At 74.7% G+C, this 17,635-nt stretch carries 10 protein-coding genes and 1 pseudogene; 6 read left to right on the top strand and 5 right to left on the bottom strand.

All coding sequences use genetic code 11. The features are described from left to right. The 3 genes from ACWCYO_RS12425 to ACWCYO_RS12415 all read left to right on the top strand — a co-directional run bounded on the left by ACWCYO_RS12425 (position 1) and on the right by ACWCYO_RS12415 (position 6,571). Positions 1–4,044 (top strand): DUF5682 family protein, encoded by a 4,044-nt coding sequence (locus ACWCYO_RS12425; protein ID WP_449784207.1) that lies wholly within the window; start codon positions 1–3, stop codon positions 4,042–4,044. Further along, positions 4,041–6,017, top strand: coding sequence for a hypothetical protein (locus tag ACWCYO_RS12420; protein ID WP_449784206.1), 1,977 nt, complete (start codon positions 4,041–4,043; stop codon positions 6,015–6,017). The genes ACWCYO_RS12425 and ACWCYO_RS12420 overlap by 4 nt, the downstream gene beginning before the upstream one ends. 101 nt (positions 6,018–6,118) lie before the next feature. Then, positions 6,119–6,571, top strand: coding sequence for a MarR family winged helix-turn-helix transcriptional regulator (locus tag ACWCYO_RS12415; RefSeq protein ID WP_270142434.1), 453 nt, complete (start codon positions 6,119–6,121; stop codon positions 6,569–6,571). Between the two features lie 69 nt (positions 6,572–6,640). On the opposite strand, the gene ACWCYO_RS12410 is transcribed toward ACWCYO_RS12415, so the two are convergent. The 5 genes from ACWCYO_RS12410 to ACWCYO_RS12390 all read right to left on the bottom strand — a co-directional run bounded on the left by ACWCYO_RS12410 (position 6,641) and on the right by ACWCYO_RS12390 (position 12,037). Next, positions 6,641–7,216, bottom strand: a complete 576-nt coding sequence (locus ACWCYO_RS12410; protein WP_270142432.1) for a GTP-binding protein — start codon at positions 7,214–7,216, stop codon at positions 6,641–6,643. Between the two features lie 77 nt (positions 7,217–7,293). Next, positions 7,294–7,677 carry a DUF742 domain-containing protein gene (locus ACWCYO_RS12405; protein ID WP_270142431.1) on the bottom strand — a complete coding sequence of 128 codons (384 nt, stop codon included), beginning with the start codon at positions 7,675–7,677 and terminating at the stop codon, positions 7,294–7,296. Further along, complete coding sequence (locus ACWCYO_RS12400) at positions 7,674–8,105, bottom strand: roadblock/LC7 domain-containing protein (RefSeq protein ID WP_270142429.1); 432 nt, start codon at positions 8,103–8,105, stop codon at positions 7,674–7,676. Before ACWCYO_RS12400 ends, ACWCYO_RS12405 begins: the two co-directional genes overlap by 4 nt. Further along, positions 8,105–10,273 (bottom strand): sensor histidine kinase, encoded by a 2,169-nt coding sequence (locus ACWCYO_RS12395; protein ID WP_449784205.1) that lies wholly within the window; start codon positions 10,271–10,273, stop codon positions 8,105–8,107. The genes ACWCYO_RS12400 and ACWCYO_RS12395 overlap by 1 nt, the downstream gene beginning before the upstream one ends. A 444-nt stretch (positions 10,274–10,717) precedes the next feature. Continuing rightward, on the bottom strand, positions 10,718–12,037 hold the full coding sequence (locus tag ACWCYO_RS12390; protein ID WP_449784204.1) for an acyl-CoA dehydrogenase family protein: 1,320 nt from the start codon (positions 12,035–12,037) through the stop codon (positions 10,718–10,720). 428 nt (positions 12,038–12,465) lie between these two features. Here ACWCYO_RS12390 and ACWCYO_RS12385 point away from each other — a divergent pair, with 428 nt between their 5' ends. From ACWCYO_RS12385 to ACWCYO_RS12375, 3 genes and pseudogenes are all read left to right on the top strand, one after another. Continuing rightward, on the top strand, positions 12,466–13,542 hold the full coding sequence (locus ACWCYO_RS12385) for a GAF domain-containing protein (protein ID WP_449784203.1): 1,077 nt from the start codon (positions 12,466–12,468) through the stop codon (positions 13,540–13,542). Positions 13,543–13,872: 330 nt separating this feature from the next. Then, a complete protein-coding gene (locus ACWCYO_RS12380; protein WP_449784202.1) occupies positions 13,873–15,444 on the top strand; it encodes a lipase maturation factor family protein in 1,572 nt (523 codons plus the stop codon). A 296-nt stretch (positions 15,445–15,740) separates the two neighbouring features. Further along, positions 15,741–17,635: pseudogene (locus ACWCYO_RS12375) on the top strand (hypothetical protein); the annotation flags it as partial.

Raw genomic sequence — 17,635 nt, 5'->3', positions numbered from 1 at the left:
ATGACGAGCAGCGCGGTGAAGCCCACCCCGGACGGTCCCTGCGGGGTCGGCGCCGACCCCGGCGTCGGTACCGACCCCGCCAGCGACCCGGCCACCGACCCGGCCACCGACCTCGACGTCCGCACCGAGGCGGAGCGGCTGGCCGGCTCCGGCACCGACCGCCCCGGGCCCTACCTGATCGGCGTGCGCCACCACGCGCCCTCCCTCAGCGCGGCCCTCCCCGCGCTGCTCGACGCCGCCCGTCCCGAGGCGGTCCTGATCGAACTGCCCGCCGAGTTCCAGCCCTGGCTCGACCTGCTCGCCGACGAGGCCACCGAGGCCCCGGTCGCCCTCGCCGCCGCCCCGGCCGGCCCGGACGACCCCGGCCGGCTCGCCTTCTACCCCTTCGCCGACTTCTCCCCGGAACTCGTCGCCCTGCGCTGGGCCCGGCGCCACGGCGTCGAGGCCATCGCCTGCGACCTCCCGCTCGCCCACCGCACCGCCGCCGACGGCACCCGTGCCCGCCGCGGCCCGACGGAAGGACGGGCGGAGGGTCCGACGGAAGGACGGGCGGAGGGCCCCGCGTCCCCCGGCGTGGCGGACGCGCTGCGCCACCGTCTCACCGGCCGAGACTCCGACGAGGACCTGTGGGACCGCCTGGTCGAGACCGCCGCCCCCGGCTCCACTCCGGAGGCCGTCCGGCGCGCCGGCCTCCTGGTCGGCTGGGCCCTGCGCCACGACGCCGAGACCGGCCCCGGCGTCGACCCGTACGACCTGCGCCGCGAGGCCTGGATGCGCGCCCGCATCCACGCCGCCGCGGCCGACGGACGCCGGATCGCCGTCGTCGTCGGCTCCTTCCACGCCCCCGCCCTGCTGGACGGCCCGATCACCCCCGAGGAACCGGCCGCCCCCGACGACCCCGGGCACGTGCTCTCCCTGATCCCGTACACCTACCCGCTGCTCGACGCCCGCTCCGGCTACCCGGCGGGCATCCGCGACCCGGAGTGGCAGCACACCGTCCTCGACGCCGGCGGCGACCCGGAGCGCCTCACCGAGGCGCTCACCGCCACCGCCGTCCGGATCTGCGCCGCCCTGCGCACCCAGGACCACCCCTCCGGCCCGGCCGACGCCCGCGAGATCGTCCGCCTCGCCGGCGACCTCGCCCGGCTGCGCGGCCACGCCGCCCCCGGCCGCGGCGAACTCGTCGAAGCCGTCCAGACCGTCCTCGCCCAGGGCGAACCCCTCGGTCGCGGCCGGGCCGTCGCCCGAGCCCTCGAACAGGTCCTGGTCGGCACCCGCACCGGGCGCCCCACCCCCACCGCCCCGCGCAGCGGGCTCGCCCCCGCCGTCGAAGCCCTCCTCGCCGAGCTCGGCCTCCCCGGCCCCGTCGACCCGGGCCCGCGCGAGCTGCGCCTCGACCCGCTGCGCAGCCCCCTCGACCGCCGCCGCGAAGTCCTCCTCCACCGCCTCACCGCCTGCGGCGTCCCCTACGCGGAGCCCGTCCCCACCACCGGCCCGGGCGGCACCGAAACCCTCGGCACCCGCTGGCGCCTGCACTGGACCCCCACCGTCGCCGCCCTCCTCACCGTCGCCGGCACCCGCGGCGTCACCCCCGCCCAAGCCGCCGAGGGCAACCTCCGCACCCGCCTCAGCGAGGACCCCACCCCCCGCGAGATCATCGACGGCCTCACCGCCGCCGCCTCCTGCGCCCTCCCCGCCCTCACCACCACCCGCCTCACCCAACTCACGACGACCCTCCCCACCAGCGCCACCCTCCCCGACCTCCTCGACGCCCTCACCCTCCTCGACCGCCTCGTCGCCGGCCACTTCCCCGGCCTCGCCCCCCGGCCGTCTCACACTCCACCCCCGCCCACCGACGGCGGCGACCCGGCCGACGCCGGCTCCGCCACCCCAGCCGGGCCCACCGGGGCTGCCTCCGGCAGTGCTGGATCTGCCGCCGCGCTGCCGTCCGGCGGCTCGGCGGTCGCGGGCAGTTCGGGTCGTGCCGGCTCTGCCGTCGCGTACCCGCAGGCCGGGCAGGCCATGGGCGGCGCTCTTGGTGACGGCGGTTCCGATCCGGGGGGTCCGCTTGCCGGGGTGGCTCACCCGGAGACCCTGGCCGGGGCTGCCTCCGGGCTCGTTTCCGTTGCCGGGGCAGGGACTTCCGACGACTCACCGGTCGCGTTTGCTGGCGGTGATCCAACATCAGACTCCAACACGAGCGTTGAGGGGTCTGCCGCACGCCCCCTGCATGCTGCCGCGGAGCTGCTGACCACTGCCGCGGTGCGGCAGGTGGAGGGGCTGGGCGGGTCGGACGATCCGGCGGATGCTCGGGCCTTGGTGGAGTTGGCGCGGCGGGCCGATCGGCTGGGCGGGGTGCGGCTGGGCTACGTACTGGGTGAACTCGCGGAGCGGGGGAGCCCGTTGGTGCGGGGTGCGGTCGGGGCGGTGCGGGTGCTGCTGGGGCAGGAACCGGCCGGGGTGTTCGGCGGGCGGGCCGCGTCCTGGGTGGACGGGGCGACCGACCCGCGGACGCGGGAGGCGCTCGGGCGGGCGTTGGTCGGGTTGTTGAGCGCGGCCGAGGGACTGTTCGACAGCGCGCCCGAGGCACTCGAACCCGTGCTGGAGCGGGTCACGTCACTGCCGGACACCGCCTTCCTGGACCGGCTGCCCGCGCTGCGCGGCGGTTTCGACACGCTCAGCCCGGCCGCCCGTGACCGGCTGCTGGCCCTGGTCGAGGAGCGCCTCGGAACCCGGCTCGCCGCGCTGCCCGAGGCGGTCGACCCCGTCGTGGTGGCGAGTTGGGTCCGCGCGGACCTGGCCGCCCGCGCGGTTCTCGCCCGTCGGGGGCTGGCACCGCTGCCACCTCCGGACGCCGTTCCGGAGCCGACCCCGCAACCCGTGCCCGTACCCGCACCCATACCCGAACCCGCCGCCACGCCCCCGGGCACCGGGCCGCACGCCCTCACCCCCGCCGATCGCTGGCGCCTGCTGCTCGGCCGCCCCGGCACCGGTGGTCTGACCGGCCGCAGCGCCCGACTCGCCACCGCGCTCGACGAGTTGTACGGCAGCGGGCACGGCGAGGGTTCCGGCCCGGGCCTGGGCGACCGGGGCGGTCGCGAGGCGCCCTTCCCCGGGGTGCGCGAGTGGGCCGAGGAGCTGGAGGCGCTGTTCGGTCCGGGTGTGCGGGAGGAGGTGCTGGCGGCCGCCGTCGCCCACGGCCGGACGGACGTCCTGGAGGCGATCGACCCGTCCGCCGTCCGTCCGTCCGTCGACCTGCTGCGCACGGTGCTGGACCACGCGGGCGGCCTGCCCGAGGCCCGGGTCGCGCGGCTGCGCCCGCTGGTGCGGCGCCTGGTGGACGAATTGAGCCGTGAGCTGGCGACCAGGCTGCGCCCGGCGCTGACCGGGATCAGTGTGCCGCGCCCGTCCCGGCGCCCGGGAGGCGGGCTGGACCTCCACCGGACCATCCGGGCCAACCTCGCCACCGCCCGGCCCGCACCGGACGGTTCCGGCACCGTGATCGTGCCCGAGCGTCCGGTGTTCCGTACCAGGGCGCGGCAGGCCAACGACTGGCGGCTGATCCTGGTGGTGGACGTGTCCGGGTCGATGGAGGCCTCCACGGTCTGGGCGGCGCTCACCGCCTCGATCCTGGCCGGGGTGCCCTCGCTGAGCACCCACTTCGTCGCCTTCTCCACCGAGGTCCTCGACCTGACGGAGCGGGTGGCGGACCCGTTGAGCCTGCTGCTGGAGGTGCGGGTCGGCGGCGGCACCAGCATCGCGACCGGGCTGCGGTACGCGCGCGAGCTGGTGACGGTGCCGTCGAGGACGCTGGTCGCGGTGGTCAGCGACTTCGAGGAGGGCGGCCCGGTCAACGGGCTGCTCGCGCAGGCCCGGGCCCTGGTGGACTCCGGCGTTCACCTGCTCGGCTGCGCGGCGCTGGACGACACCGGGACGGCCCGGTACTCGAAGTCGGTCGCGGGGCAGCTGGTCGCGGCCGGTATGCCCGTGGCGGCACTGAGCCCGCTGGAACTGGCCCGCTGGGTGGGGGAGAAGGTCCGTTGAACGCGACGACGAACGCGACGACGCACGACAGCGAGTGGCCGGGCGTCCGGCCCGAGGTGGTCGCCGAGGTGGTGTCCGGGCTGAGCGCCCGCCTGCAGAAGCGGCTGGACGGCGCGGCGGCGAAGCTGGCGCAGCGGGCGATCAGCCGAGCGGGCGACGAGTGGCGGGTGCAGGTGGACGAGGAGGCCCTGCTCGTCCTGCACGCCCCGGGCGGGGTGATCGCCGACCCGGCCGACGTCCGGTGCGGCTGCCTGCTGGCCCCGGCCTGCGTCCACCGGGCGGCCGCCGTCACCCTGTGCCCGCTGGCCGAGCCGACCGATGTCGGCGAAATCCCGGAAACCCCCGAACCCGAGACGCCCGAGACGCCCGAGGTACCCGAGGTACCCGAGGTACCCGAGGTACCCGAGGTACCCGAGGCACCCGCCCCCACCGCCCTCACCCCGCCCGAACTGGCCGCCGCCCGTCACCTCCACCAGGCCTCCTGCGCCCTGCTGGCCGCCGGGGTGAGCGGAGCGGGCGCCGTCGCCCAGGCCGAACTGCTGCGCGCCGCCCACCGGGCGCGGGTGGCGGGGCTGTACCGTCCGGCCGCGGCGGCGGTCGCCGTGGTGACCAGGGTCCGGGCGGCGCGCTCCGGCGCGCCCGACCACCGGCTGGCGGACCTGGTGGCGGGCCTGCGTGAGCTGCTCGGCCTCACCGTGGCCCTGACCATGCCGGTCACCACCCCCGACCCGGCCCCGCTCGCCGCCCTGCGCGGCACCGCGCGCCAGTCCTACGCCGAGGAGGGCGGCCTGCGGCTGTACGGGCTGTTCGCCGAGCCGGTGCTGACCGCGACCCACGCGGGCGCGGTCAGCTGGGCGGTGGACGCCGGCGGCCGACTCAGTACGGTCGCCGAGGTGACTCCGCACGGTGATGCCGCGACCGCCGCCCCGCTGGCGGTGGGGGCCGGCAACCGTACGGTCCGGCTGGGCGATGCCGCGCTCAGTCACCGCGAGTTCAGCCGCGCCGGGCTGGCGGTCCAGGGCGCGACGAGGTCGGCCGCCGGACGGCTGGGCGCCGGGGCCTCCGTCCGGGCGGTCCGCGCGGCCGGGGCGGACTGGACGGCGGAGCCGGTGGCCCGGCTTTGGTCCGAGCCGCCCGCCGCGCAGGTGGCGCGGGCCCTCGCGGCGCAGGAGCTGCCGTACGAGAGCCGCCCGGCCGGGAGCGACCTGCTGTTCCTGGACGTCACCCTGCTGGGCGTCGCCCCGACCGGCCCCGGCGGAGCACCCCAGCTGCTCGCCCGCGCCGCCGGGAGCGACCTGGTGATCGCGCTGCGCCCGGGGCACGAGCACCCCGACCTGGCCTTCCGGGTCAACCTCGCCCTGCTCGCCACCGCCCCCGGCCTGCGGCTGCGGCTGATCGGCCGACTGGAGCGCGCCGAGCGCCCGGAGCTGCGCCTGCTCGCGATCGGCACGCCCCCGGACACCGCAGACCGGCCCGGGCCCGACCAGCCCGGGCCCGACCAGCCCGGACCCGTGCGTCTCGCGCTCTCCGCAGACTGGGCGGGCCGGGCCAACCTCGGCCTGGAACGCCTCCAGACCGCCGACCTCCAGACCTCCCACCATCCGGCGGGCCCCACCACGGAGCTCCCCACCGCAGCCCCGGACGGCCCGCCGGTGCACGTGCTCGGCCGCCGGGTGGAGCAGACGGTGACCACCGGCCGGTCCGCCCTCGCCCCGAGCGCGACCACGGCGGCGGCCGACCGGAGCCTGCTGCGCGCCGCCGGGCTGGCCACCGCCGCCCAGCTGCTGGACGGTCTGCGGGCCGCCGCGGCGAACCAGCGGCGGGATGTCTTCGGTCGGATCGTCCCGGACGATCACGACGCCTTCGCCACCGCCTGGCTGGCCGCCGCCGACTACACCGAGGCGTTGGCCACCGCGCTCTGCTCCGCCGCCTGGGGAGCCGACGGACCGGACGAACCGACGCCAGGAGCCTGAATCGAAGTAATTGCAGAGACCGATAATGCGCGCAAACTGGCATACTTGCGGGAGAGCAGATAGCACAGAGCAGACCGGCGAACGCGAAGGGAAGGCGAGCCATGTCCATCCGCGACGACGCGGCCGAGGTCCGGGCCAGTGGCTGGCGAACGCTCGCCGCACTGCACGGGCTGATCGACGCCGCGCTGGAGAAGGCGCTCCAGACGGAGCACAAGCTCTCGGTGGTCGAGTACACGGTGCTCGAGGCACTCTCCCGGCAGGACGGCTGGCACATGCGGATGCAGCAGTTGGCCCGCGCCGCCGCGCTGAGCAGCAGCGCCACCACCCGGCTGGTGAGCCGCCTGGAGGACCGCGGCCTGCTCGGCCGCTACCTCTGCGCGGACGACCGGCGCGGCATCTACACCGAGCTGACTCCGGAGGGCCGCGCCCTGCTGGAGGCCGCCCGCCCGGTGCACGACGCGACCCTGGAGGCGACCCTGGCGCAGGCCGCCGAACTCCCCGAGCTGGCCCCGCTGGTGGACGCGCTCGCCGAGCTCACCCCGGCGAAGGCGTAGCCCCCCGGCACCCGAACGCCGGCCCGTGAAGGGCCCGTACGCGGGAACCGGTACGCCGGGAGGTGGCCCTCACCGCCGTCCGGCGGCCAGTGCGTCCCGGTGCACCCGGTCGAGCAGGGCGAGCAGCAGTTCCTTGCTGGACGCCCGCTCCCGGACGTCGCACAGCACCACCGGCACCTCCGGCCCGAGGTCGAGGGCGCGGCGGACGTCCTCCGGGGTGGCCTCGCGGCGGCCGTGGAAGCAGTTGACCCCGATGGCGAACGGGATGCCGCGCTGCTCGAAGAAGTCCACGGCGGCGAAGCTGGATTCGAGCCGCCGGGTGTCCGCGAGGACGATCGCGCCGAGGGCGCCGAGTGCCAGGTCGTCCCACATGAACCAGAACCGGAACTGCCCCGGCGTGCCGAAGAGGTAGAGCACCAGGTCCTCGCGGATGGTGATCCGCCCGAAGTCCATCGCCACCGTGGTGGTGGACTTGTCCTGGACGCCCTCGAGGCTGTCGACCCCGATGCTGGCGCGGGTCATCCGTTCCTCGGTCTGCAGCGGTTCGATCTCGCTGACCGAGCCGACCATGGTGGTCTTCCCGACGCCGAAGCCGCCGGCGACGAGGATCTTGACCGCGCCCGGCACCAGGCTCTTGGTCGTCAATTCGGGTCTCCTGGAAGGGAACTGGAAGTTTCGAGGAGGGGCGGGGGAGGGGGCGGGGACGTCCGTCCGGCCGTCCGTCAGAGCCGGCGGACACCCTCGATCACGGCCTGGATCAGCGAGACGTCCGGGGCCTCGGCGAGCTGGACCGGGGCCCGGGTGAGGATCAGCCGGGCCTCCGCCAGATCGTCCAGCAGCACCTTGACCACGCTCACCGGCAGGTCCATGGTGGCCGCGATCTCGGCCACGGCCAGCGGACGTTCGCGGCACAGGTCGAGGATCGCGGCCGGTTCGGGGGTCAACCGGCTGGTGTCGGTGCGCGGGTCGGCGGTGACCACCAGGGTGATCAGCGCGAAGCCGTCACGGACCGGGCCGGTGCGCCCGTTGGTGATCGCGTAGGGGCGGACCAGGTGGCCGGCGTCCTTGTCGTAGAACCAGCCCTCGTCGGCGTCGGCGGAGGTCACGCACCGCCACCCACGACGGCCTGGCCCGCGTCGCTGCGCGGCGCCGCGGTGAGGTACTGGCCGACCTGCTTGACCAGCATGTTGATCTCGTAGGCCATCAGTCCGGCGTCCACCTGCTCGCTGGTGAGCACGGCGAGCCGCGCGCCCTGTCCGGCGGTGGTGACGAACAGGAACAGCTGGTCCATCTCGATCACGGTCTGCCGGACCCGCCCGCCGTTGAAGCGGTGCCCGGCGCCGCGGGCCAGGCTCTGCAGGCCGGAGGCGACGGCGGACAGGTGCTCGGCGTCGGCCCGGTCCAGGCCCTGGGACATGCCGACCAGCAGGCCGTCCTCGGAGAGGACGATGGCGTGCCGGGTCTCGGGTACCCGCGCCACCAGCTGGTCCAGCAGCCAGTTGAGGTCGCGCTGGGTGTCGGTGTGCTGCGTCATCACTGCTGTTCCTTGGCTTCCTGAACGGCGGAGGCTTCCGCGGCCCCCTCGGGGGCGGAAGCTGCGGCCGGGTGGGGGGCGATGGCGGGCGCGTCCGGTTCGGAACCGGCCGCGCGGGCGCTCCGGGTACCGCGCTGGATGGCGGCCATGGTGGCGCGGGACCGCGCCGGCGAGGGGTCGTCGGCCTCGCCGAACCGCGGACCGGTCAACGCGCCGGGGACGGCGGGGACGGCCTGGGCCCCGTACGGCACCGCCGTGCCGGACGGCGGGGCGAGCGAGGACGGCGACGACGATGCGGGCGACGGCGGCATCATGCCGCCGGGCGCGTTGGCCTCGCGGAGCTGCTCGGCGAGGCTGGCGTTGCGGACCCGCTGCGGCAGGACCCGCGGGGTGCGCAGTTCGCGGTCCGGGCCGTGCTCCACGTGGTCCTCCTGCGGGCGTTCGTGGGTGGGCGTCGACCGGTCGGCCGGAACCCCGTCGAACGCTGCCGCCGACTCCGCGGGACGTCCGCCCGGGAGAGGCCCGTCCGCGAACTGCCCGTCCGCGTGCGGACCCTGGGCGCCGCCGACGCCGGCAGCTCCGGCGAGTCCCGCCAGGAGCTCCGCCGACGGACCGGACGGCAGGTCGTACGGACGCGGTAGCGCGGGCCGGGGCACCACCACGGCGCCGGGCAGCCCGGGGATCTCGGCGCCGACCGGGAGCCCGGCGTCGGGTACGGCCCCGCCGCCGTCACCCCCGACCCCATCAGCACCGATCACCTCACCGGGAGCCGCATCACCGGGAGCCGCATCGCCGGGAGCCGCATCGCCGGAAGCCGCATCGCCGCCGACCGCATCACCAGCAGCCGCAGCCCCGACCGCAGCGCCAGGATCCGGTGCCCCGGCCGCTCCGCCGCCGAGCAGTCCGCTGAGCACTCCCGCCAGCGCACCCGACAGCTCCTCGTCGACCCCGCCGAACTCCCCGTCCGACGGCCGCGGTTGCGGCACCGGGGTCCGGGTCACCCGCGCGCCGGACGGTAGCCCGGGCACCGCGGCCGGCTGCTCGGCCTGCTCCAGCAGCACCGACGGCACCAGCACCACGGCCCGGGTCCCGCCGTACGGCGAGGGCCGCAGGGTGACCTGGATGTCGTGCCGGGCGGCCAGCCGGGCGACCACGAACAGGCCGAGCCGCAGGTCGTCGCCGAGCGCGGAGACGTCCAGCTCCGGCGGGTTGGCGAGGTACTCGTTGAGCCGCTCGTACTCCTCCTCGGTCATGCCGAGGCCACGGTCCTCCACCTCGACGGCCAGGCCCTTGGGGACCTCCTGCGCGGAGACCTGCACCTGGGTGTACGGCGGGGAGAAGGTGGTGCCGTTCTCGATCAGCTCGGCGACCAGGTGGATCACGTCGGCGACGGCCTGCCCGCTGAGCGAGGTGCGCGGCACGCCCTGGACGACGACCCGGGCGTAGTTCTCGGTCTCGGAGACGGCGCTGCGCAGCACGTTGACCACGGGCACGGCGTTGCGCCAGCGCCGGGCGGGCAGCGCGCCGCCGAGGATGACCAGGTTCTCGGCGTTGCGCCGCATCCGGGTGGCCAGGTGGTCGACCGCGAACAGTTCGCGCAGCAGCTCGGGTTCCTCGTGTTCGCGCTCCAGCGCGTCGAGCATGCTGATCTGCCGGTGGATCAGGATCTGGGTGCGTCGGGCGATGTTGAGGAAGACCTTCTTCGTCCCCTCGCGGCCCTGGGCCTGGTGGACGATGGCGGCGACGGCGGCCTGCCGGACGGCGGCCAGTCCGTCGGAGGTCTGCTGGACCTCGTCGCCGATCCGCCGGGAGGGCGTCCAGGTGGGCGGGGTGGGCACCGGTTCCCCGGCGCGCAGCCGGTCGACGACCTCGGGGATCTCCTGCTGGGCGAGTGCGAGGGTGTCGGTGCGCAGTCCGGCCAGCCGGGCGGACAGCGTCCGGGCGGCCTGGACGCCGCGGATCAGGCTGACCAGCAGCACCAGGGCGACGACGGCGGTGCCGGCCACCAGCGCGGTGCGGTTCCCGGCGTCGCGCAGCAGGTAGGCGGCGTAGCCCCAGGCGGCGGCGAGGCCCAGGCTGGGGACCAGCACGAGGGCGAGGAGCGAGCTGCGGAGGGAGCCGGACCGGCCGGCGCGGTGGCCCGTGCGGGGGGCCGATATGCCTGGCATCTGATTCCTTGTTGCAGGGCCGAGTTGCAGGCCGGGTCTCGGGTCCGAACGGCGGGTCGGCCCGGGCGGCCCGGACCGGGCTTCAGGGCGCCGAGGCCGGTGTCGCCGGACCTGGTGACGTGGTGTCACCGTCCGGGCGGGGTGCAGCACGGCCGCCGACGGCAGGAAACCTATCAGTCCCAGGTGCCCTTATCGCAACATCAACTGACGACATCTGAACGGTTGATGGCCGTGCCGACCGGTTCCGGTCGGAGCGTTCGCCGACGGAACGCCGCAGCTCAGCACGGTCGTCGCGAAGCGGGAACGGCTCTCCGGGGGCCTGGTGGAGCCTCCCGGAGAGCCGGTCAGGAACAGGTCAAACCGTTGTCATGCCGCGGCTCCGATGGGCGGGTCCGCCGGGCGGGTGCTTCGTCCGCCGGGGATCAGTCCGCCGCGCAGGCCGGGTCAGCTCGCCGCGGAGAACGGCACCACCCGCGCGCCCCGGACGCCCCGCCCGTACCGCCCGTGTCGTCCGAACCGCTCGTCCGCCTCGTTCACCGAGGCCCGGTCGTACTCCAGCGCGTTGAGCTCGGTCCACGCCCAGCTCGCCAGGTCGGACAGCTCGGCCGACCACTGCTTGCCGTACGTGCCCGCCGCCACCTGTCCGAGCCGCAGTTTCTGTACGTCCGAGGTACCGGCCGGGGCGTAGACGTGGGTGGCGTCCCGCAGGTAGCGCAGGACGTTGTGCTCCTCCTGGGTGCCTCGTGCGGCGAAGATCTCCATCGCCTGGCGCGCCGAGTCCATCGCGTACTCGGTGTTGATGAGCTTGGCGTTCATCAGCTCGGCGTCGCAGGCCTTGCCGCGGTCGAGCAGGTACGAGGCGTGGTAGGCGGCCAACTTGGCCGTCATCAGCCGGGACTGCATCTCGCCGAGCTTCAGCGCGATGCTGTTCAGCTGGCTGATCGGCTTGCCGTAGAGCACCCGCTCCTCGGCGTAGCGCACGGTGTCCTCCACCACGGCGACGTGGATGCCGAGCGCGACGGCGCCGAGGTTGAGCCGGCCGTACAGGGTGGAGGAGGAGTAGGCGACGTCGAGGCCCTGCCCCTCCACGCCGAGCCGGTTGCCGACCGGGATCCGGCAGTCCTCGAACACGAGCTCGCCGAAGCTGAAGCCGTGCAGGCCGCCCTGGGTGCCGGTCGCGCCGGCGCGGAAGCCGGGCCGGTCGCTCTCGACCAGGAAGGCGGACAGCCCCCTGCTGCCCTGACCGGTGCGGAGGACGACCCCGTGGACGTCGCCGATGTGCGAGTTGCCGACGAACACCTTGCGGCCGTTGAGCACGTACTCGTCGCCCTCGCGGCGGGCGGTGCCGGCCATGCCGAGCACGTGGCCGCCGGACTCCGGCTCGGTGACCGCGATCGTCGGGAGGGACTCACCGGACGCGAACTTCGGCAGCCAGGCGCGCCGTTGGGCGTCCGAGCCGAAGTGGAGGACCTTGGCGACGCCGAGCTGCGAGGCCTGGGCCATCGCGCCCATCGCGCCGCTGACCCGTGCCAGCTCCTCCACGATGACGGTCTTGGCGAGGTGGCCCAGCCCCAAGCCGCCGAACTCGCGCGGGATCGTGACGCCGATCCAGCCGCGGCGGGCGATCTCCCGCGAGAGCTCGAACTCGATCTCCCGGTCGGCCTCCATCCTGGCCACCTGAGGACGCACCTCCTTCTCCGCGAACTCACGGACTTCCGCGCGGAGGCTCTCGTGCCGCTCATCGGTGAAGTAGTCCATCGCCATGTTCGGTCCTCTCGTTCCTGTGAGTGGTCGTGCCTCCGTTCACGCCGTAGATGCCGCTCCGGCCGCTCCCCCGGCGAGATGAGGGTGGGGGTGTGGAGGTGTGGCGGCGCCGATCGCGTCGAAGCCATCGGTGCATGCGGACCTTGGATCGGGTCTCCCGTGGGGCGGGGAGACTACCGTCCGTGTCTTCGGCAGGGCTCATTGTCATATGTGCTTATGGGATCCACACATAGCCGATCTTGGAATGGCGAGATTCGGCCCGTCCTTTTGTCAACAGGTTTTGTCGCGGCGCTCGCTGGGGAGTGGGCTATCCCCGCTCCGCCGGCTCGCCGTGGGTCGCTCACGTGCTGCTTTGACTGCCAATCAGCAACGACGGCGATCGGTCCCGGTAGCACCGCGGCGCCCGGATGTCTGATTACATGTGCGCCATGACTGATGTGATGAGCACTCAAGGCCAGTTCCCGGGTGCTGCCGGGGAGTCCGAGCGGACCCGAAGGCTGCGCGGCCTGGGTCTCAACGAACCGTCCGCGGACGAGGCCTTCGACCGCTTCGCCCACCTGGCAGCCAGCATCACCCGCGCTCCCATCGCGATGGTCAACTTCATCAACGACGAGCGTCAGATGTTCCGGGGGCTCTACATTCCGCCAAACTCCGGCGATGCCGCGGCCGAAGAAGGCGCCTCCTGGGCGGATCGGGGCATCGCCTTCGACCTTCCCACCCGGCAGATGCCGCTGAGCCACGGCTTCTGCCCGCACGTCGTCGCCCAGCGCTCGCCCCTCGCGCTGGACGACATCCTCGCCTACCCCCGGTTCGCCGGGAACCCCGTCGTGGACGAACTGGGCGTCCGGGCCTACCTCGGCGCCCCGCTCGTCGACGACACCAACACCGTCATCGGCACCGTCTGCGTCCTCGACCGGGAACCCCGGCAGTGGGGGCGCGAGCGCCTGCGCGACATCCAGCACCTCGCCGAGGCGCTGCTCTCCGAGATCAGGCTGCGCGACAACCTGCTCGCCCAGCAGCAGGAGATGTTCGCGGCCTTCGACGGCTCCCCGTTCCCCATCATGCTGACCGACGGCCCCGGCCAGGAGATCCGCTACGCCAACGCCCAGCACGCCGACACCTTCGGTGCCCCGGTGGCGTACGGATCGATCGGCGCGGCCTACCCGCAGCTCGGCGCGGCCGGCCTCCAGCAGGCCGTCGCAGAGGCCCACCACACCGGGCGCGCCACCGTCCTCAACGACGTCCGGGTCCAGTCCGGCCGCCCCGAGGCGCAGCGCATCCAGCAGGTCTTCAGCTTCACCTGCACCCCGCTGCGGTCGGCACGCACCGGCCAGGTCAACGGCGTCCTCACCGTCGGCATGGACGTCACCGCCCAGTCCCGCACCGAGGAGGAACTCGGCACGCTGGCCGCGCTGCTGGTCGACCGGCTCCAGCAGAACGGCGCCGCGTCCACGACCGGTCGGCCGGGCATCGTCGGCGGGTCGGGACTCGTCCTGCCGAGCTGAGCGGCCGACCGTCGCCCCGTGCGCGGCAGCGCGGCCCGCGGCCGCACCCGCCGGCCGCACCATCAGTACCTTCCGAACCATCAGTACCGTCCGAACCGTCCACCCCCGTGGCGGGGCGCCTCTCACCCCCGAGGAGAGGCACCCCGCCGCGCTGCCGTCCGGGGCGACTCCCGGCCGGCAGCGCGGCCGGCCGGGAGTTCGCCCACGGCAGTTCGCCCACGGTCGTAGCTGCACCCGGTCGCCGACTCGCCCGCCGCCCCGGGCCGAGCGGGTGAACCGTGCGTCGCCCCTGCCCCGGCCGGGCCCGGCGGCGGCCCGCCGATGGTAGGCATGGGCCGCATGGACTGGACGGACTGGTTCGCCGCCCCCGACTACTGGCTGAGCCGACTGCTCGTCCAACGCCTGCTCGCCGGCCTCTACCTGATCGGATTCCTCGCCGCCGCCGCGCAGTTCCGCGCCCTCATCGGCACCGACGGAATGCTGCCGGTGCCCCGGTTCACCGCCCGTGTCCCGTTCCGCCAGGCACCCGGGATCTTCCACCTCCACTACAGCGACCGCTTCTTCGCCGCCGTCGCCTGGAGCGGAGCCGCGCTGGCCGCCGCCGTCGCCGCCGGGCTCGGCGACGCCGTCCCGCTCTGGGCGTCGATCCTGGCCTGGGCGGTGCTCTGGGTCCTCTACCTCTCCATCGTCAACGTCGGGCAGACCTGGTACTCCTTCGGCTGGGAGTCGCTGCTGCTCGAAGCGGGCTCGCTGGCCGTCTTCCTGGGCAACGCCTCCACCGCACCGCCCACACCAGTGCTCTGGCTGATGCGCTGGCTGGTCTTCCGGGTCGAGTTCGGCGCCGGGCTGATCAAACTGCGCGGCGACAGCTGCTGGCGCGACCTGACCTGCCTGCGCTACCACCACGAGACCCAGCCCATGCCCGGACCGCTCAGTTGGTTCTTCCACCACCTGCCCGACCCGCTGCACCGGGTCGAGGCGGCGGCCAACCACCTCGTCCAACTCGTCGTCCCGATCGGCCTGCTGCTCCCGCAACCGGTCGCCGGCTACGCGGCCTGCGCCGTGATCGCCACCCAGCTGTGGCTGATCGCCTCCGGCAACTTCGCCTGGCTCAACTGGCTGACCGTCGTCCTCGCCCTGGCCGCCGTCGAACCGACCCGCCTCGGACTGCCCGGTCACGCCCACGACTTCCCCGCCGCCCCCGTCTGGTACGAGGCACTGGTGAGCGCGGTGACCGCGGCCGTCCTGGTGCTCAGCTACTGGCCGGTGCGGAACATGCTCTCGCGCGGCCAGGTGATGAACCGCTCCTTCAACCGGCTGCACCTGGTCAACACCTACGGCGCCTTCGGCAGCGTCAACCGCCTCCGCCAGGAGGTCGTGATCGAGGGCACCGACGAAGCCGTCCTCACCCCGCACACCGTCTGGCGCGAGTACGGCTTCAAGGGCAAACCCGGCGACGTGCGCCGGCTCCCGCGCCAGTACGCCCCCTACCACCTGCGGCTGGACTGGCTGATGTGGTTCGCCGGCATCTCGCCCGCCTACGCCCGCCCCTGGTTCCTGCCCTTCGTGGCCCGTCTGCTGACCGGTGACCGGGCGACCCTGCGGCTGCTGCGCCACAACCCCTTCCCCGACGCCCCGCCGACCCACGTCCGGGCGACCCTCTACCTCTACCGGTTCACCGGATGGCGCGAACTACGGGAAACCGGCGCGTGGTGGCACCGCACTGCGTTCCACGAGTACCTCCCGCCGGTCGACCTGCCCACCCTCGGCCGGGCCGGCTTCCGTCCGCCGCTCGGCCGGCCGGCCCGCGGCACCCGCGAGGTCCGGCTCGACCGGCTGCGGCGCCCGCGCCCGCCCAGGGCCGACCGCCCGGGCCGGCCGCCCGGCGACCAGCCCCGGTGACCAGCCCGGTCGTCCGTCCGGGTACCCCGGCCACCCCTCCGGGCACCCGTACGGACCAGTGCCGTACCACCCGGGCGGGCCTCCCGGGTGGCGGCCAGGCGGGCGGTATGGCACACGACACCGGCCCGTCCGGCGGTGGGTGCGTGCAAGGCTCGAACGGGCACCCGTATTCTGGGCCTCCACAACCGACGGCCCGACCGCGCTGCCCCCGGCCCCGCTCCAGGGGCACCCCGCGCAACCGGTCCGTCGCCCCCTCGCCGCCAGCCCCGCCGTCGTCGCCCAGAACCGGACCTCACATGACAGTGCTTCACTCGCGCAACGCCGACGCAGCCGACCCGGCGGACGTCGCCGACGCCGCAGACGTCAAGGACCCCCAGGACGCCGCCGCGGAGCCCGACCTCCGCGAAGACCTCGGCCGCTACGCCGAACTCGGGGCCTTCACACTCAGTGCCGACACCCACGCCTGGTACGCGGCCGTCGACACCGTCGCCACCCCCGAGGACGCCCGCGCCGCCTCCACCGCCCTCGCCGAACTGCGCGGCCGCGATCTCCAGCAGACCTGGGAAGCCGTCACCGCCCTGGCCGCCGAGGTCAAGCTGGACGAACCCGACACCGTCGCCAAGACCGCGCTGCTGGTCGAGATGCTCCAGCGGGTGCACCGCACGTCCGCCATCCTCACCACCGCCGCGTACGACGCCGACCTCGTCGCCCTCGCCGCCGCCACCGCCGACAGCACCTGGCGCCGCGAGAACGGCGTCAAGCTCTCCTGGCTGCGCGGCCGCTCGCTGCGCAAGCAGGCCACCGCCCTCGCCCACGACCGCAAGGTCCGCCGGGAGGACCTGCACGAGGCGCTCACCTCCGCCGAGATCGAGCGCCGCGCCTGGGCCGCCCTCGCCCCCGCGGGCACCCTCCCGAGCGTGCCCGCCGACGGCGCCCTGGTCGAGCGCACCGCCCAGGCCTTCGAGCCGATCAACACCAGCCTGCGCGACCTCGCCCGCCTCCTGCCCGACCACGACCTGGACGGGCTCGCCTTCGCGGAACTCGTCGACCTGGTCGAGCGGCTCGCCGCCGACGAGGGCACCCTCTACCGCCTGCCCACCATCCGCGCCCTGCGCGCCACCCTCGAGGAGGCCGGCCTCGCCGACCTGCTCGCCGAACTCGCCGCCGCCAAGGCCGACCGCCGCGCCGCCGAGGCCGCGTACACGGCGCGCCAGGCGCTCGCGGGCGGGCAGCGGAACGGGCTCGCCGAGCCGGTCGCGGAGGAGGCGGACGCCGCGGCCGAGGTCGAGGCGTCCGACGTCGAGGCGTCCGACATCGAGCTGCCGGATGCCGAGCTCTCCGATGCTGATGCCGAGGCCGCCGCGCGTCAGGCGCTGGCCGGTGGGCAGCGCGACGGACTGGGTGAGTCGGTGGCCGAGGAACTGGTTACCGAGGAGGCCGACGTTGCAGCTGATGTCGAGGCGTCCGACGCTGAGCTGCCGGACGCCGAGCTCTCCGATGCCGAAGCCGATGCCGAGGCCGCCGCGCGTCAGGCGCTGGCGGGCGGGCAGCGGGACGGGCTGACGGAGGAGACGCCGGTTTCGGTGACGGCTCCGGTCGAGGAGGCCACTGAGGTTGAGGCTGTGGTCCCGGCTGATGTGGAGGCCGGGACCGAGGTTGTTGAGGTGGCATCGGGTTCGGACACCGAGTCCGCTGTGGTCGAGTCGGCTGCGGTCGAGTCCGCGGTGGTGGAGGACGTGACGGAGGAAGCCCCGGTCGCCGTGGTGTCCCTCCCGGCGCCCTCCCCGGCCGCCGACGACCTGGTGGCCGCCGCGACCGCCGCACTGGCCGAGGCCGCGGCGGTCGAGGCGGCGGTTGAGGCCCAGGCGGTCGAGGCAGAGGAGCCCGCTGCTGAGGTCGTGGCCGAGGTTGAGGTCGAGGCCGAGCCGGAAGCCGTCGCGGTCCAGGCCGCTGTGGAGGCCACTGCCGTCGAGGTCGTGGAGCCGGTGACCGAGGCGGAGACCGTCGAGGAGGCTCCGGCCGTGGTGGCCGAGGAGTCCGAGGCCGTCGCCGAGGTGCCCGCCGTCGAGGCCGAGGAGCCGGTCGAAGCTGTGACTGCCGAGGAGTCCGAGGCCGTCGCCGAGGTGCCCGCCGTCGAGGCCGAGGAGCCGGTCGAAGCTGTGACTGCCGAGGAGTCCGAGGCCGTCGCCGA

This window comes from Kitasatospora sp. NPDC001683 (assembly GCF_053596495.1).
Note: the sequence above shows the minus strand (reverse complement) of the source record. Positions and strands in the feature narration are given on the sequence as shown.

Bases quoted from the DNA above. Each gene is read 5' to 3' on its own strand.
- ACWCYO_RS12425 (WP_449784207.1), top strand. From the start codon at position 1: ATGACGAGCAGCGCGGTGAAGCCCACCCCGGACGGTCCCTGCGGGGTC.
- ACWCYO_RS12415 (WP_270142434.1), top strand. From the start codon at position 6,119: ATGTCCATCCGCGACGACGCGGCCGAGGTCCGGGCCAGTGGCTGGCGA.
- ACWCYO_RS12400 (WP_270142429.1), bottom strand. From the start codon at position 8,105: ATGACGCAGCACACCGACACCCAGCGCGACCTCAACTGGCTGCTGGAC.
- ACWCYO_RS12395 (WP_449784205.1), bottom strand. From the start codon at position 10,273: ATGCCAGGCATATCGGCCCCCCGCACGGGCCACCGCGCCGGCCGGTCC.
- ACWCYO_RS12390 (WP_449784204.1), bottom strand. From the start codon at position 12,037: ATGGCGATGGACTACTTCACCGATGAGCGGCACGAGAGCCTCCGCGCG.
- ACWCYO_RS12385 (WP_449784203.1), top strand. From the start codon at position 12,466: ATGACTGATGTGATGAGCACTCAAGGCCAGTTCCCGGGTGCTGCCGGG.
- ACWCYO_RS12380 (WP_449784202.1), top strand. From the start codon at position 13,873: ATGGGCCGCATGGACTGGACGGACTGGTTCGCCGCCCCCGACTACTGG.